The organism is Rhodococcus sp. WMMA185 (genome assembly GCF_001767395.1).
GTDB lineage: Bacteria > Actinomycetota > Actinomycetes > Mycobacteriales > Mycobacteriaceae > Rhodococcus_F.
In genome coordinates this window covers 292,100-308,689 of record NZ_CP017014.1, presented here as the reverse complement: position 1 = coordinate 308,689, position 16,590 = coordinate 292,100, and the positions used below count along the sequence as shown (strand labels likewise).

Sequence of the window (16,590 nt, the reverse complement as noted above, 5' to 3'; positions counted from 1 at the left end):
ACACTGGCCGGAAGAAGTGAGGCATTCGCATGATGCTCGCTCGTCAACGCCAGCAGGTGATCCTCGACGAAGTCACCATGCACGGCGCCGTCAAGGTGGCCGAACTCGGCAGCACCCTCGGCGTCTCAGGTATGACGATTCGACGGGACATCAACGAGCTCGTGGCGCAAGGTCTCGTCGACCGAGTGCACGGTGGGGTCACCCTGCCCCGGTCGGCGAGTGTGCACGAGCCGGGATTCTCGGCCAAGTCGGGACTCAATCTCGGCGCCAAACGCGCCATCGCCCGAGCCGCAGCCCTGTTGGTCCGGCCCGGCACGTCGGTGGGGATCTCGGGCGGGACGACGACGCACGCCCTGGCACACGAGTTGCTCGACGTCCCGGACATCACAATCGTCACCAACTCGCTTCCCGTCGCCGACGCATTCCACGAGGGCGGCCGTGACGACCAGACCGTGCTGCTCACCGGCGGGCAACGAACCCCGTCGTTCGCGCTCGTCGGACCGCTGACGGTCGCCGCCCTCCGCGGAATCCACATGGACATGCTGTTCCTCGGGACTCACGGACTCGGGATCGAAACCGGCCTTACCTGCCCCAATCTGATGGAAGCACAGGCCAATCAGGCGCTCGTCACATCCTCGCGACGCGTCGTGGTCCTCGCCGACCACACGAAGTGGGGGGTTACCGCGCTGGCGAACACTGTCCCACTGTCCGACGTGGACATTCTCGTCACCGACGAGGGGCTCGACCGGGCGGCGCAGGAGGCGCTTGCCGACCATGTCGGCGATCTGGTGGTCGCCCACGAAGACCGAGAGAGAAGCCTCGATGACGATGGGTGACAAACCCGTTGCGCTTCGCGCTCCTGCGGGCAGCAGAGTACGTAAGACCACCACGACACTCGCCGACGGGCGCGAGCTGATCTACTTCGACGACTCGGAACCATACGTATCCGGTGCCGCCACCCGGGAACTGGTCGACTCCCGGCCGCTTCCTCCTTCGGCACCACAGTCGCAGATTCGTTTCGACATGCTGACCGGTGAGTGGGTGGTCATCGCTTCTCAACGGATGGACCGCACGTTCCTTCCGTCGGTGGACGAGTCGCCGCTTGCACCGAGTCGGCCGGGCAAGGCGCCCACCGAGATTCCCGCCGAGGACTACGACGTCGTGGTGTTCGAGAACCGATTCCCCTCATTCGCGTCGATCGCCGGCGACCAGCACCTACCCGACTACGTCGACAACGAACCACTGTGGCCGTTGGCCGCCGGAATCGGCCGTTGTGAGGTGGTGTGTTTCACCAGCGATCCGAATGGCACCTTCGCCACCCTCGGCGTGGACCGGGTCCGCACAGTTGTCGACGTGTGGGCCGACCGCACGGCCGAACTGTCCGCCATGCCCGGAACCCGCCAGGTCTTCTGCTTCGAGAACCGCGGCAAAGAGATCGGGGTGACCCTCACACACCCGCACGGGCAGATCTATGCGTACCCGTATCTGCCACCCCGCGCGGATGTCCTGATCCGGCGCTCGCGCGAGTACGCCGAGCAGACCGGCAGGCTGCTGCTGTCAGACATACTCGATGCCGAGCGCCGATCAGGGCGGCGAGTCGTGCTCTCCGCCGAGCATTGGACCGCCTACGTTCCCGCTGCCGCGCGGTGGCCACTGGAGATGCACCTCGCACCTCACCGCGACGTCGCCGACCTGTCCGAACTCGACGAAGCCGAACGCGACGAACTCGCCCACGTCTATCTCGAACTGCTGCAGCGCGTCGATCGGTTCTTCGAAGGGGTCGACGCCGTGCCGTACATCGCCGCGTGGCACCAGGCGCCGGTCGGAGAAGACCGCCGTTACGGGCGCCTACACCTCCAACTGTTTTCGATGATGCGCTCACCCGGGCGTATGAAGTACCTCGCAGGCTCGGAGTCCGGCATGGGCGCCTGGATCAACGACACCACGCCCGAACGCATCGCCGACCGCCTACGCGAGGTGTCCTCGTGACGGCACCGTCATGGGTGGATCCTGTCGATGTTCATGCCGTCGCAGAGGGTGCGGAAGCATTGTTCGGCAAGGTATTCGGCGGACAAGCCGATGGCGTGTGGGCGGCGCCGGGGCGGGTCAATCTCATCGGTGAGCACGTCGACTATGCGGGCGGCCTCGTGCTGCCGTTCGCGCTGCCCTACGTCACGACCGTGGCGGTGCGTGCGCGCCGCGACGGTCGACTGCACTGTGCCTCCACCCACACGGGTGAACCCTGGCAGGGCGACCTTTCCGAAGTGGCGCCGGGCCACAGAATCGGATGGGCGGCATACGTCGCAGGCGTGGTGTGGGCATTGCGCTACTCCGGCGCACTCTCCGCAGAAACAGGATTCGATGTGGCGGTGCACTCTTGTGTCCCGGTCGGATCCGGACTGTCGAGTTCGGCGGCCCTCGAGTGCGCCGTCGCGCTCGCTGTCGCCGATCTCCTCGGGCTCCCGACCGACGCGAACGGCCGCTCGGCCCTGATCACTGCTTGCGTCCGAGCGGAGAACGAGATCGCGGGCGCCGCCACCGGCGGAATGGATCAGACGGTGGCGATGCTGGCACATCCGGGTCACGCTCTCTTGCTGGACTGTAGAAGCAAGGCCACCCGATTCGTACCGATCGACTTCGAGTCCGCGAACGGGCGCCTGATCGTGATCGACACCAACGCACCGCACCGACTCGTCGACGGTCAGTACGGCAACCGACGCGCCGCCCTCGAGAAGGCCTGCGCAGAACTTGGCGTGAACACCCTCAGAGACATCGATGACGAGGACTCCGCGCTGAGAACGCTGACCTCTCCGGAATCGGTGAAGCGGGCCCGCCACGTGCTCAGTGAGATAAGTCGAGTGCGTGAGGTCGTCGAACTTCTGGAGCGGGGACGCATCGCAGACATAGGTAGCCTGCTGACGTCGTCCCACCTTTCACTGCGCGACGACTACGAGGTCAGCTCCGTCGAACTCGACAGCGCCGTCGACGCCGCCCTCGAGGCGGGCGCATGGGGAGCGCGCATGACTGGTGGCGGGTTCGGCGGTTCCGCCCTCGCGCTCGTCCCCGTCGACCGCGTCGAGGATGTGGTCGACAACATACTTCGCTGCGCCGCACGAGCGTCTCTACCCACTCCCCAGTTCCTGTCGGCCGAGCCGAGCCACCCGGCTCACCGCGTGTGATCCAAGGCTGTTGGCCAGGTATTTGCCGGAGACCAACCGAGTTCTCTATCACACCTAGGCGAGTTGTCAGGCGCCCCATAGCATATGGTGTTCATCTCAGGGTGGTCTTCGATGCCCACCCCGGAAGTCCCTCGTGAGGGGATCCGTGAAGAAGGGATTACATGCGCAACGTGTTGGCCCGCCGCGCCGCTCTTTTGGGTGCCTCGGCAATGCTCCTCCTAGTTCCATTTTCCGCTCCCGCCCAGGCCAACCCCGTTACGCAGACCCACACAACCCAGCTCAGCGCCGATGAACTTCCGGCCGACCTCGTCGACGCGATCATCCGTGACCTGAAGATCAGCCCCCAGGAATACCTCGACCGCGCAGCGCGGGCGCAGGAACTCGGCAGCTACGCGGAAGAATTCCGGGCGCAGCGTCCCGACGACTTCGCCGGCGCCTGGATCGGATTCGACGGCCAACCTGTCGTCGCGGTGACCACTACCGAGGCTGCCGACCAAGCCCGGAGGGACGGCTACTCCACCCGGATGGCCGCAGTCTCCGCAGACGGACTCGAGCAGGCACTCTCCGAGCTGAACCGCTGGATTGCGCTCCTTCCGCAGGAGCTGGCCTCGCAGGTCAACTCGGCGTCCATCGACGTTCTGGACAACCGCATCGTCATCGACATCGTCAACAGCCCGCTCGGGCGGGCCCTGAACCTGCCGACTCTCCTTGCCAACATCAAAGTCATGCTGAGCCCTGGCGGTGGCGGCCCGGTCGAGGGCAGTCCCCTCGGCGGTGACACCTACATCACCACCGCGGGCATCCTGCAGGAAACTCCGATTTCAGAGATCGGTGTCTGCTCGCTGGGCTTCAACGGCGTGGACGGCAACGGCCAGGCCGTCAACATCAGCGCCGGCCATTGCAACCCGGCGGAGGGCCAGCCGTCACCTGTGTTTCTCCCCAACCCGCGCAATGTCGATGACAGCGTGCAGATCGGGGCGTTCTCGCGATCCTCGGTGGGCAACCCGATCGACAAGCTTGATTACTCGGTCATCGCACTCAATGGAGCTGGGGTCCAGGCCGGACTCGATCGTCCCGCAATCCGCGGCGCCAACGGGACCACGTTGGAGATCACCGGCGTCGCCCGACCGGTTGTCGGCGCACCGATCTGCAAGTCGGGCCAGACGTCGTCGTTCACCTGTGGCGTTGTCGAGGCCGACCATGTGGAGACCCAACTGTTCGGCCTGGACGGGAGTAGTAGGACGATCAGGGGGTTTGCGGGTACCGCCTGCACCCTCGCCGGCGACAGCGGGGGTGCCATCGTCACCGGAACGCTCGCACTGGGGATTACCAGCGGTTCCAACGCCAGCGAAGCCCCCAACTGCACGGAGGCGAATCTGGTGCTGGCAACCGAGGGGGGTACGGCCAGCCTGGGAATCCCCGTCGCAGACATCCTCTCCACCGTCGGATCCGGCCTCAGCGTTCGCACCATCTCTGACTAGGACCTTCATCGCCCGAGGCCGTGTTGAACGCGCCGAATTGACAGCGCGGACCATATAGTTGCTCCAAACTGTCTACGGCCCCGGACACTGCGAATGCGAACAAACAAGCAAGAGAGAAAGGCCCCCATGCGAAGCTCGATCGCACGCCGTGCCGCCGTGTTCAGTTCTGCAGCAGTGCTGCTCCTCGGCCCGGTCCACGCCTCGGCTGCACCGGTCGAACCCGCCTCCGGCAAACTGCCGACCGAACTCGCTGATGCCGTTCGGCGCGATTTGAAGCTGACCCCGGACGAGTACTTGAAGCAGTCCGAGCTGAGCCAGGAGCTCGCCGAGTTCGCGAGAGTCGCACGAACCCAGTTCCCTGACGTCTTCGCGGGAGCCTGGCTCGGCGAATCCGGCACACCGATAGTCGCGCTGACCGACGGCGCCGGCAAGGAGGCCGCCCAGGTCGCCGTCGAAGAAGCGGGCTTCAAGGTCAGGGATGCGGACAGGAGCGAGAAGAGCCTGCATACTCAGATCGAAACTCTCAGCGGCTGGTTGGATACACAGCCTCCCGCCGTTGCGGATCTGGTTCGCGGTGTGGCCGTCGACATCGTGAACAACGGACTCGTTCTCCGTGCAGACGATGTGAACGGGTTGCAGCTTCCGGACTTCATGAGCGGAGTGCGGCTCGCGGCGCCACCTGTCCCCGAATTCCCACGGGCTCCTGCCGAACTGGAGCCCGTTGCACAGGCGCTGCCGGAAGACGCCCTACTGGGCGGTGATGGATACGGCTCGTTCAGCGGCGACGTCGGCCTGCGCTGCTCGCTCGGATTCAACGGCACAGACGCCTCAGGTCGAGCGGTGAACATTACCGCCGGACATTGCGATCCGAACCTCCAAACCGCCGGCACCATTGATGCTTCAGAGGCCTTCTCTCTGTTCCCGGGCGGCACCGGCCCACGCGTGGCGACCTTCGCGAAGACGAATCTGGACATGAGCGACTACGCGATCCTCCGCCCCGACGAGCACATGGCACACCGGTTCGAGAACAACGGAGTCCGCGTTCCCGGTGCAGCGCCACTCGAGATCACCGGAACAGCCGATCCCGTCGTGGGCGCTCCGGTGTGCAAGTCGGGCATGACTACTGGCTTCACGTGCGGTGTCGTGGTTTCGGTCGGCCAGACCGTCGATGTCGGTGGGCGCACACTTGCCGACAGTTTCTCGACGAGTATGTGCGCATTGGAAGGCGATAGCGGCGGCACCATCGTCACCGGAACTCAGGCACTGGGAATTTCTAGCGCATCGAACGTCGCTCAGTACAGGTTTTGCGAGGTCGCCAACGCCGTTTCCTTCGTCTTCGGCGACAGCCCCGAACTGTTCGCCACACCGATCAACACCGTGCTCGCCGAGAACCCCGGCCTGCGCGTACGCACGGAGTAGGTCGAGACCATAGGAGAACGATGGCCCGCTTCCTGGGAAGGAAGCGGGCCATCGTTTTTCCAGACGAGCCTGACGCAATGCGCAGACGATCAGATTGCCGGTTCGGGCTCGAGTATCGGCTCGGCGGCCGGCGGCTCGAAGGGGGTGTTGACGGTGATGAGGTACTGGGTTCCCAGGACCGCCAAGGCCACACCTCCCACTAGCATTGTTCCGATCAGGTCACCGGCCGTGAAACCCGCTATGGCACCGGGGAGACCGGCGGTGGTGAGACCGACGATGGCGACGATCGCGCCGACGAGATACCCGCCGATCATCACGGCCAAGTCGAGGTTGCTGCCGAAGCTTGCAAGCGCAGCGCGGTCGCGTTCCTCCTGCGTGTCGAATACGTCCTCTTCCTCGACCGGTTCCGGCGCGTCGAGCTGCGCCGGAGCATCGAGCCCCTCCTGCTCGACGAGTCCTTCTTCCACCGACGACTTCAACTCGGCTTGGACGTCGTCGGGGATCTGCGGGGTTAGCGTCAACGTCCGCGCCTCGAGGTCGACGTCGATCGGGTAGACGGCCTCGCCGATTCGAATGGTCAGGGGTAGTGCGGCGACAACATTGCCACCCTCGTCCACGACCTCGACGACGTCACCGGTGTCGGTGATCCGGAAGGCACCAGCGTCGATCGTGGTGACCACGGAGTCGCCGTCCAGGTGCGCCTCGTAGCCGAAGTCGGGTGAATCTGGTTGCGCCAGCGGAGCCGCGTGTCCGGTTCCTGCCGAGATCCCGAGGGCCGCGATGGCGAGCATCGCTACTCCAGTGAGTGCCCTGAAGTGTCGTGCTGGACGGCCCTTCATGCGACGGGTGCCGTCTCGCCGGGCGCGACGAAGGGGCTATTGATCGTGTCGAAGAAGTGCATCCCGTGCACAACGAGACCGCCACCCCCGGCGAGGATGGTTCCCGCGAGCGTGGCGACGGGTGCAACGAGCAAGGCGCCCGCGATGCATCCACCTATCGGCGCCGTGATTCCGAGGAAGGGCGCGCCCACCATTGCGGCAGTTCCGGGAATCAACCCGATCGCGCAACCGACCACTCCGCCGAGGATGGTGGCGACGACATCGGCGATCGCGGTCGTGATCCCGAACTGCTGCTGGAAGTCGTCGAGCGCGAGGGCGTCACGCTCATCCTGGTCCGCAGGCGCGGCGACATCTTGGAGCGTGAGTCGTTCCTCCGCCGGAACAGCCGTGGCCACCGCCGGATCCATGTTCGGGACGAGGCTCAGCACGCGTTCGGTTTCATCCACGGCAACCTCGAAGGGATGCTGCAGATCGTCCACCCGGAAGAAGCTCGGAATCGAAGTGACGACGTTGCCTGCGTCATCGACGACATCGATGGTGTCATTCCCCGCGTTGATGGAGAACAAGCCCGCGTCGATGGTGGTCACGGCGGCACCATCGACGAGAGTGGTCTCGAAGTTGATGTTCGGAATTGCCTGTTCAGCGCCGGACTGCTGCCCGGTGGACGGATCGGCGTAGGCAGTGGCCGATCCGACACCCATTGCAGCGACAACAAGGAGCGACGTTGCAGTAAACCTTCGGAGGTTCATCGAAATCCGTTCATCTGAGGGAGTGAAAAGACGAACGAAGGTTAACTAAGCGGTCGGATACTTGGGAATCCCGTAGTAAAGGTATGACAAAACTCACGCCAAAAATTGCCCCCGGGTTGCTGCAACGCGACAGCCGGGGAAACTGATCATTCTCAGAAGTTGGACGAGACTGCGACCAGAAAGAAGATGCCGGCGGCAATGCCGAGGAATCCGGTAAGGATGCCGACGAGCGCGTCGAACGATGGTGTTTCACTCGCCTCGAGGGAATCCCGGATCGCCAGGGCGCCGGCCGCCAGGGCGGCGATACCGAGAACGATGCCGAACCCGAACGTCCAGAACATAAGGATCGACAGCGCTCCGAACATGATCGAGATATCGCCCCATCCCTCTCCGGAGGGCCGGAACAGTCGGACGCTCGCCCATAGTTCATGCGCTCGACGGCGGTAGCGATCCGGTAGGTGCGGGGACGAAATTGTCAGGCGTGGCGCCGTGGTTGTCATCGCCGTTCGATCCTCGTGTGCTGAGTAAGAGTTCTCTCGGTGTCGGTTTCTCGAGTTCCCGGTATCGCACCTGCCGGCGGGAGGCGAACCGAGATGCCGTAGGCGCCCCGTCCGGAGCGAACAGTGCGGTCGACGCCTCTCGGCTCCCCAGAGTCTTCGACATTTCTCTCTGGCCCATATTACCCTCGGTGACACAATTCACCTTTGGGTGTTGCCATAGATGTTCGTCTGGAATACCCCAAGAGACAACAAGATTCGTTGTCAAGCTGCACCTCCCGGGCGTCAATACCGACCCCCTGGACTTCGATGTCGAACGCTATGTGCTTACCGTTCGCGCCGAACGACCTCCGATCCGACGGGTGCCCCGACTCTGGACATGCCACCCGTGGGGTTTGCCCCGATCAGATCGCGGGCCACGAATCGCACCCCACATTCCAGCCCCATGAACACGAGTTAGGGCGACCTTGGGCAGTCAGGGCCTTTTCGCACCAACTAGGTTGACTGCAGCGATCCCGGACCAGCCGTAAGTTACTCGCAAGTAGGTATCAAAAGTTACCCTCTAGTAACTTCGCTTGGTGGGCGCTAGGATTACCTGCAGTCCCGAGGTGGCCACCGTGCTGCCCTGAACCGAAAGGCCGCGACATGAATGCCCTGACGATCACGTTGGGCACCATCGGCGTGCTCTTGAGCATTCCCGCGTGGGGGTCATTCTTCCTTGGCGTGTGGAAGATCGTCAGCGCCATCCGGATCGGTCAGCCCGCCCCAGACCGTTGGCGGCCGTTCTTCCCACGATTCAAACAGATGGTTGCGGAGATCCTTGCGCACACGCGCATGAGCAAGTTCCGAACCGTGGGCTGGGCCCACTGGCTTGTCATGATCGGCTTCTTGCTGGGGTCGATCGTTGCGATGGAGGCCTACATCCAGACCTTCAACCCGGAAGGAAACTGGCCGCTCATCGGCGGAACTGCCGTCTACCACTTCATCGACGAATTGCTGGGAATCGGCACCGTCATCGGCATCATCGCACTCGTCATCATCCGCCAGCGGAATCACCCCCGCGGGCCGGCTCGACTCTCACGGTTCAGTGGTTCCAACTTCCGCGCGGCGTACTTTGTCGAGGCTGTCGTCCTCATCGAAGGCCTCGGCATGATCCTCGTCAAGGCCAGCAAGATCGCCACCTACGGACACGCCAATCCATGGACCGACTTCTTCACCATGCGCGTCGCGGAGTTCCTCCCGGGTAGCCCCGAACTCGTCTCTATTTTTGCGTTCATCAAGCTGATGTCCGCCATGGTGTGGCTGTACGTTGTCGGCCGCAACATCAACTGGGGTGTCGCCTGGCACCGCTTCTCCGCGTTCTTCAACATCTACTTCAAGCGTGAGGACGACGGCGACGTCGCCCTCGGTGCAGCCAAGCCGATGATGTCGGCCGGAAAGCCGATCAACATGGAGGAGGCCGATCCGGACACCGATACGTTCGGTGCCGGCAACATCGAGGACTTCTCCTGGAAGGGCTGGCTGGACTTCACCACCTGCACCGAATGTGGTCGCTGCCAGTCCCAGTGCCCCGCGTGGAACACCGGTAAGCCGCTGTCTCCGAAGCTGCTCATCACGTCCCTGCGTGATCACGGCTACGCCAAGGCGCCCTACCTGCTCGCCGGTGGCCGCAAGGACATGGGCGGCGACGAGGTCGGCCTCGTCGACGGGGACGGCAATGTCCTCGAAGGCAAGCTCGCCGCGATCCCCGAAGCCGCTCGCACGGAGGCGGAGCGCAAGCTGGTCGGTGAGACCACCGAAGGTGAGCTGGCGCCGGTCATCGATGCGGAGACCCTGTGGAGCTGCACCAACTGCGGTGCGTGTGTCGAGCAGTGCCCCGTCGACATCGAGCACGTCGACCACATCATCGACATGCGCCGCTACCAGGTGCTGATCGAGTCGGAGTTCCCGTCCGAACTCGCGGGGCTGTTCAAGAATCTGGAGAACAAGGGCAACCCCTGGGGCCAGAACGCCAAGGACCGTCTCAACTGGATCGAGGAGATGGACTTCGAGATCCCGGTCTTCGGCCAGGATGCCGATACCTTCGAGGACTACGAATATCTCTTTTGGGTCGGCTGCGCCGGCGCCTATGAGGACCGCGCCAAGAAGACCACCAAGGCTGTGGCCGAACTGCTCGCGACCGCGGGCGTGAAGTTCATGGTGCTCGGTGCCGACGAGACCTGCACAGGTGACTCCGCTCGCCGCGCGGGCAACGAGTTCCTGTTCCAGCAACTCGCGATGCAGAACATCGAGTTGCTGAACTCGGTGTTCGAGGGTGTCGAACAGCGCAAGCGCAAGATCGTCGTCACCTGCGCCCACTGCTTCAACGCCCTGGGCAACGAATACCCGGAGGTCGGCGGGGAGTACGAGGTGGTTCACCACACCCAGCTGCTCAACCGGCTGGTCCGCCAGAAGAAGCTGATCCCGGTCGCGTCCGTCGGCGAAGACGTCACCTACCACGACCCTTGCTTCCTCGGTCGTCACAACAAGGTGTACGACGCTCCGAGAGAGTTGATGGAAGCCTCCGGCGCGAAACTGACGGAGATGCCGCGCCATGGCGAGCGCTCCATGTGCTGCGGTGCCGGCGGTGCCCGCATGTGGATGGAAGAGAACATCGGGAAGCGCATCAACATCGACCGGGTCGACGAAGCGCTCGACACGGACCCGAAGAAGATCGCGACGGGCTGCCCGTTCTGCCGCGTCATGCTCACCGACGGTGTCACCGCACGCCAGGAATCCGGACAGGGCGAGGGCGTCGAGGTAGTGGACGTCGCGCAACTGATGCTCTCGTCCATCACGCGCCTCGAACCCGAGCAGCTGACCGACAACATCAAGGTGGTCCCGCGGGCCAAGCCGGCCGAGCCGGTCGCGGCAGAGGTCAAGGCCACGGCGGTGATCGAAAAGGAGCGGGTCGAAGAAGTCGAGGAGACCGCGCAGTCGCCGGCCGCAAAGGACGCTCCGGCAGGCAAGGGCCTGGCGATGAAGGGCCTTGCCAAGGCTCCGGGGGCGAAGGCTCCCGGCGCGAAAGCCCCCGGCAAGGGTCTCGGCATGGCAAGCGGAGCGAAGGCTCCCGGTGCCAAAGCCCCCGGCAAGGGACTCGGCATGGCAAACGGAGCGAAGGCTCCCGGTGCCAAGAAATCCGCGCCCGCTCAGGCCGGCGAAGCCGAGACCGGCGCATCAGCGCCTGCTGCCGAGGCGCCCAAACCCAAGGGACTCGGGCTGGCCAGTGGGGCGAAAGCGCCAGGTGGCAAAGGCCTGCAAATGAAGGGTGCTGCAAAGGCTCCTGGCGCGAAGGCCGCACCGACCAAGCCGGCCGCCTCTCAGCCTGCAGATGCCGGTCCGGAAGCTGCCGAAACGTCATCGGCTTCGGAAGCCCCCCAGGCTCCCCCCGCGGCGAAGCCAGGCGGACTCGGCTTCAAGAGCGGAGCCAAGGCGCCGGGCGCCCGGAAGGCCGCAGCCCCCAAGGCCGCAACACCGGTGGCCGACACCACCGCAGCCGCCAAGACCGAGGAATCGAACGGCGACGGGTCGGGCGACAAGGCCCCGGAGGCCACGCCCGCACCCCCGGCGGCCAAGCCCGGTGGGCTCGGATTCAAGGCCGGTGCCAAGGCTCCCGGACGGAAGAGCTAAGCGACTGCAGCTGCGACCGCTGGCCCCACGGATCTCCGTGGGGCCAGCGGTCGTTTGGCACTGTAGATATTGCGCCGTCGATCAGCACTCCATTCCGTCGGTCCGGTTTGATCCGAGCCTCCCCGGGGTAACCAAGACACGGGTCTACGCAGTGCTTTGGGATGGCATCGATCGCGAGGAGGAGTCGACGTGACCACGTGCGAAACCTGCGGCAATGACTACGACAAGGCCTTTACGGTGACAGCCGGTGGTAGAACGGCGACCTTCGACAGCTTCGAATGCGCGGCGCAGGCGATGGCGCCGCTGTGCTCCCACTGTGGCTGCCGCATCCTCGGCCACGGTGTAGAGGTAGACGACGAAATGTATTGCTGCGCTCATTGCGCCCGGAAATCGGGCCACCACGAGCTCGCGGATCGTGCCGTAAGCGGCCGTCCGGCATCCTGACTCGAAGGTGGTAGGCAGCAATCATCGCCTCCACAGACGAACACTTCATTCAGCCTCGCGGTGGCTGCCAGAGCTCGAGCTTCGGAACATCCGGTGTCTCGAATCCCATTACCTGCCCGTAGAAGGACAGTTCGGCGTTGCGTGAGCTGATCAGGGTATCCAGCTTGCGGAAGCCGTGCGATTCCCCCTCGTATTCGAGATATGCGTGCGGGATGCCCTTCTCCACCAGCGCATCCCTGAACCGCTCGGCCTGCGACGGCGGCACGATCGGATCGTCGAGTCCCTGGAGCAGCAGCACCGGACAATTGAGTCCGGCGACATTGTTCAGCGGTGCGCGCTGCGTATAGAGATCGGCTGCCTCGGGCAGCGGTCCGATGAGGCCATCGAGATACCTGGATTCGAAATCGTGTGTCTCCTTCGCGAACTCTTCCAACTCGGCTACACCGAAGTATGAAGCGCCACATGCGAAAACATCCGAGGTGGTCAAAGCCGCGAGTACGGTCCACCCACCGGCGGACCCACCTTCGATCGCGAGCCTGCGGGGGTCAGCCATACCCGAATCGGCCAGCCCGGTCACGGCCGCCACTACGTCCTCGACGTCGACGACACCCCACTGGCCCCGGAGCCGGTTGCGGTATTCGCGACCGTATCCGGTCGACCCGCCGTAGTTGACATCGACGACGCCGATGCCGCGGCTTGTGAAGAATGCGAACACAGGATTCAGAGATGGTGCGACCCGTGACGTAGGCCCGCCGTGCACGAACGCGACATACGGTGGCAACTCGCCCGCTTCACCCTCGTACCGCGGATGCCGCGGTGGATACGCGATGGCGTGCACTTCGCGGTCGGCGCCCCTGAACGTCAACTGCCGGGCCTCCGGCAAGTACGCCGACTCGGGAAGATCGGTGACAGAAAGCCGGATGGTGCGCAGCGCGCCGGTATCGAGGTCCAGTTCGCGCAGGCCTGACGGTGTCTGCGCGCCACCGGTCACCAGCAGGACCTGATTGCCGCGCCGCTCCCCCAAGCTCACGCTGGTGAGACCGTCGAGCGCGATGTCCGTGAGTGAACCGGTGCCGGGATCGAGCACCGCAAGAGTATCGGTGCCGAATGTCCTGACGGTCAGCAATGTTCCGTCGTCACGGCGTGCGTGCCACCGGGCGCCGAGCATCCACAGGGGCCCACCGAAGTCTGCGTCCATCGGGCACAACGCGGCGACATCGGAAGCATCGATGGCGACTCGATAGAGGTTCCACCAGCCGCTACGGTCGCTGATCGTGTACAACTCCGCGGGACCGACCCACTCGGGTTGCAGCACCGATTCCTCCGGGCCACCGAGGAGCGTCTTGATCTCGCCGGTCACGCGACCCCCGACAATCTCCGCTACCCGGAGCTCGGTTCCGTCCCACGGCATCTGAGGATGGTTCCAGGCAATCCACGCGAGGTGGCGGCGATCGGGAGAAAGCCGCGGATTGGCGAGAAAATCGGAACCAGCCACGACGGACCGCACATGGTGCGCGTCGTCCGCTGCCGAACCGTCAAGCGGGATCACGCAGATATCGCGGGCGACGCCACCATCCGCATCGTGCGTCTCGCGCACCGCCCACACCGCGCCGTCGTTCACGGACAGATCGCCGTACCGCAACGAACACTCCCGGGGAGGCTCCGGTGTCAGCGGCACCGGGGTCTCGCCCTCCAACAGATACAGCCGCTGATCGCTGAACTCCGCGAACACCAGCCGACCGGCGTCGGTGACGGTCCAGGCCCCGCCGCCGTACTCGTGCACACGTGTGCGCGCGTTCCACGGGACAGGAAGGACGTCCTCGGGCTCGCCATCCAGGCCGATGCGTCGTACCGCGATTCGGCCACCTTCGTTCGGGCGCAGCTCGGACCACCACACGTCTTCTCCCACGTACCTGCCACCCTCGACTGGATGGCCGCTGGAGGCAAGGTCAGCCGCCGTGATCGGAGAGGGCCAGGAACCATAGGGCGCAGAGGTCATTTGCCGAGGATATTCCGCCCCGGCGCACAGCGCAGGCCACCACACTCCGCGAACGCACCCCAACTGCCTCCAGGCACTGCCGAAACCGGCCAGTAGAAATCCGGTTGCAGGGCAGTGGGACAATGGCGATCGTGAGCAACGCAGACCACGGCAACCAGCGCACGCCGCACCGCAGGCTCGAGCAGTCCACCAAGCTGCAGAACGTCCTGTACGAGATCCGCGGACCGGTACACGCCCACGCCGCGCGACTGGAGGCAGAGGGTCACCGGATCCTCAAGCTCAACATCGGCAACCCGGCGCCGTTCGGTTTCGACGCGCCCGACGTGATCATGCGCGACATGATCGCCGCACTCCCTTATGCGCAGGGGTATTCGGAGTCGAAGGGCATCCTCTCGGCTCGCCGCGCGATCGTCACCCGCTACGAGCTCGTTCCAGGTTTCCCGGAACTCGACGTCGACGACATCTACCTGGGCAACGGTGTATCCGAACTCATCACGATGACGATGCAGGCGCTGCTCAACAATGGTGACGAGGTGCTCATCCCCGCACCCGACTACCCGCTGTGGACAGCGATGACGAGCCTTTCCGGAGGCACCCCGGTGCACTACCTCTGCGACGAGGGCAACGACTGGAACCCCGATATCGCCGACATCGAGTCGAAGATCACCGACAAGACCAAGGCGCTCGTGGTCATCAACCCCAACAATCCGACCGGCGCGGTCTACTCGATGGAGGTGCTGCAGCAACTCGTCGACCTGGCCCGCAAACATCAGCTGCTGCTCCTCGCAGACGAAATCTACGACAAGATCCTCTACGACGACGCCAAGCACATCTCGCTGGCAACGCTGGCGCCGGATCTGCTGTGCCTGACGTTCAACGGCCTGTCGAAGGCCTACCGTGTTGCGGGCTACCGCGCCGGATGGGTGGCAATCACCGGTCCGAAGGAACATGCCGGCGGCTTCCTCGAGGGCCTCGACCTGCTGGCCTCGACGCGACTCTGCCCGAACGTGCCCGGACAACATGCCATCCAGGTGGCACTTGGCGGGTACCAGAGCATCGAAGACCTGATCCTGCCCGGCGGACGACTGCTCGAACAGCGCGACGTGGCCTGGCAGCGCCTCAACATGATTCCTGGTGTCACCTGTGTGAAGCCGCGCGGCGCTCTATACGCGTTTCCTCGGCTCGACCCCAACGTGCACGAGATTTACGACGACGAGAAGCTGGTCCAGGATCTCTTGCTGCAGGAGAAGATCCTGATGGTGCAGGGCACGGGATTCAACTGGCCCGATCACGACCACCTCCGAATCGTGACCCTGCCGTGGGCGAGGGATCTCGCTGTCGCCATCGAGCGATTCGGAAACTTCCTGACCAGCTACAAGCAGTAGTATCGGCGATAGTGCGAGCGACATACGCGTCGCTTGCGTGTCTTCTGGGGGAGTCGTGGCAACCAGTACTCGCATACGTTTCGGGAAATTGGTCCACAAGAGGCGTCGCTTCCTGAACCTCACACAGGATCAGGTAACTGCAGCCGGCGGTCCGTCCGACGCAGCGCAAACACGGGCCGAGAACGGCACCGGCCCCGATCCGAGCATCGAGACGCTCCGCAAACTGGACACTGCTCTGCAGTGGGTGCCGGGCAGCGCGGCACGAGCACTCGAGGGTGGTGATCCGACGCCACTGGAGATGCTCGGACGCGAGGAAGGAAAGCCGCGGTCACGTCGGCTTACGCTCGGGCCCTCGGAGATTCCTCTGGATCTCGACACCATCGTCGAGATACTGGATCCTCATACCCGCATTGCGAAACTGAGCGCGGCACACCCAGAAGTGCCCGGACTTGCCGATGCCGCTGGCAGCCTCAGCCGAGCCGTCTCCAAAATCACCGGGGCGTACGTGACCCGTCTACTCGAGGTCAACGGAGGGCCGTCCGGACCGCGTCAACCATTGCTGGAGTTCGCATTCGGCCATCTATTCGAGGAACCGTCGAACGTCACCGACCCGAGTGAACGTGAAGAAGTGCACTATCGACGCTTCCTCTACGGCAAAGAGGAAGAGCTGGACACGGCCACACGGGAGCGCTTCCGGCGACGCTGGGAAGAGTCGGTGAAACTCATCGGGGCAGAGAACCCGAACCGTAGCGGCGGGTCCGAAGTGAACGCATGAGAACAGTGGCGACGAACGTGCGCCACTGTTCGTTGCCCGTCTTGCTGCCGGTCGCGATCTGCGACAAGTGACCGAACCGCCTGCACGACCTGCGAGCAGCGATGCCCTTAGGGCACCCTGCTGGCAGAGCACAACAATCCGTCATCCGCCGGTT

General features: G+C 64.3%; 13 protein-coding genes. 9 read left to right on the top strand and 4 right to left on the bottom strand.

Annotation, left to right across the window (positions count from 1 at the left end):
- Positions 1 to 29 precede the first annotated feature (29 nt).
- From BFN03_RS01220 to BFN03_RS01200, 5 genes are all read left to right on the top strand, one after another.
- Entirely contained in the window at positions 30 to 836 is an 807-nt protein-coding gene (locus BFN03_RS01220) for a DeoR/GlpR family DNA-binding transcription regulator (protein WP_070377479.1), read from the top strand.
- Positions 823 to 1,989 carry a galactose-1-phosphate uridylyltransferase gene (gene galT, locus BFN03_RS01215; protein ID WP_070377478.1) on the top strand — a complete coding sequence of 389 codons (1,167 nt, stop codon included), beginning with the start codon at positions 823 to 825 and terminating at the stop codon, positions 1,987 to 1,989. Before BFN03_RS01220 ends, galT begins: the two co-directional genes overlap by 14 nt.
- On the top strand, positions 1,986 to 3,179 hold the full coding sequence (gene galK, locus BFN03_RS01210; protein ID WP_070377477.1) for a galactokinase: 1,194 nt from the start codon (positions 1,986 to 1,988) through the stop codon (positions 3,177 to 3,179). The genes galT and galK overlap by 4 nt, the downstream gene beginning before the upstream one ends.
- 161 nt (positions 3,180 to 3,340) lie before the next feature.
- Positions 3,341 to 4,660 carry a S1 family peptidase gene (locus BFN03_RS01205; protein ID WP_157109540.1) on the top strand — a complete coding sequence of 440 codons (1,320 nt, stop codon included), beginning with the start codon at positions 3,341 to 3,343 and terminating at the stop codon, positions 4,658 to 4,660.
- A 126-nt stretch (positions 4,661 to 4,786) separates the two neighbouring features.
- On the top strand, positions 4,787 to 6,079 hold the full coding sequence (locus BFN03_RS01200; RefSeq protein WP_070377476.1) for a S1 family peptidase: 1,293 nt from the start codon (positions 4,787 to 4,789) through the stop codon (positions 6,077 to 6,079).
- 89 nt (positions 6,080 to 6,168) lie between these two features.
- Here BFN03_RS01200 and BFN03_RS01195 read toward each other — a convergent pair whose 3' ends face one another.
- The 3 genes from BFN03_RS01195 to BFN03_RS20730 all read right to left on the bottom strand — a co-directional run bounded on the left by BFN03_RS01195 (position 6,169) and on the right by BFN03_RS20730 (position 8,167).
- Positions 6,169 to 6,870, bottom strand: coding sequence for a hypothetical protein (locus BFN03_RS01195; RefSeq protein WP_232320397.1), 702 nt, complete (start codon positions 6,868 to 6,870; stop codon positions 6,169 to 6,171).
- 44 nt (positions 6,871 to 6,914) lie between these two features.
- Positions 6,915 to 7,667, bottom strand: a complete 753-nt coding sequence (locus tag BFN03_RS01190) for a hypothetical protein (RefSeq protein ID WP_070377474.1) — start codon at positions 7,665 to 7,667, stop codon at positions 6,915 to 6,917.
- A gap of 152 nt (positions 7,668 to 7,819) precedes the next feature.
- A complete protein-coding gene (locus BFN03_RS20730) occupies positions 7,820 to 8,167 on the bottom strand; it encodes a hypothetical protein (protein ID WP_232320395.1) in 348 nt (115 codons plus the stop codon).
- Between the two features lie 642 nt (positions 8,168 to 8,809).
- Between BFN03_RS20730 and BFN03_RS01180 the strand changes: the two genes are divergently transcribed.
- The gene (locus BFN03_RS01180; protein WP_070377472.1) at positions 8,810 to 11,833 is read left to right on the top strand and encodes a heterodisulfide reductase-related iron-sulfur binding cluster; all 3,024 of its coding nucleotides are present in this window, start codon (positions 8,810 to 8,812) and stop codon (positions 11,831 to 11,833) included.
- 189 nt (positions 11,834 to 12,022) lie between these two features.
- Positions 12,023 to 12,277: a hypothetical protein gene (locus tag BFN03_RS19995; RefSeq protein ID WP_084385456.1), complete on the top strand. Its 255-nt coding sequence runs from the start codon at positions 12,023 to 12,025 to the stop codon at positions 12,275 to 12,277.
- Between the two features lie 49 nt (positions 12,278 to 12,326).
- On the opposite strand, the gene BFN03_RS01175 is transcribed toward BFN03_RS19995, so the two are convergent.
- The gene (locus BFN03_RS01175) at positions 12,327 to 14,276 is read right to left on the bottom strand and encodes a S9 family peptidase (RefSeq protein WP_070377471.1); all 1,950 of its coding nucleotides are present in this window, start codon (positions 14,274 to 14,276) and stop codon (positions 12,327 to 12,329) included.
- Positions 14,277 to 14,398: 122 nt separating this feature from the next.
- Between BFN03_RS01175 and BFN03_RS01170 the strand changes: the two genes are divergently transcribed.
- Positions 14,399 to 15,661, top strand: a complete 1,263-nt coding sequence (locus BFN03_RS01170; protein WP_070377470.1) for a pyridoxal phosphate-dependent aminotransferase — start codon at positions 14,399 to 14,401, stop codon at positions 15,659 to 15,661.
- 55 nt (positions 15,662 to 15,716) lie between these two features.
- Complete coding sequence (locus BFN03_RS01165) at positions 15,717 to 16,436, top strand: helix-turn-helix domain-containing protein (protein ID WP_070377469.1); 720 nt, start codon at positions 15,717 to 15,719, stop codon at positions 16,434 to 16,436.
- Positions 16,437 to 16,590 lie beyond the last annotated feature (154 nt).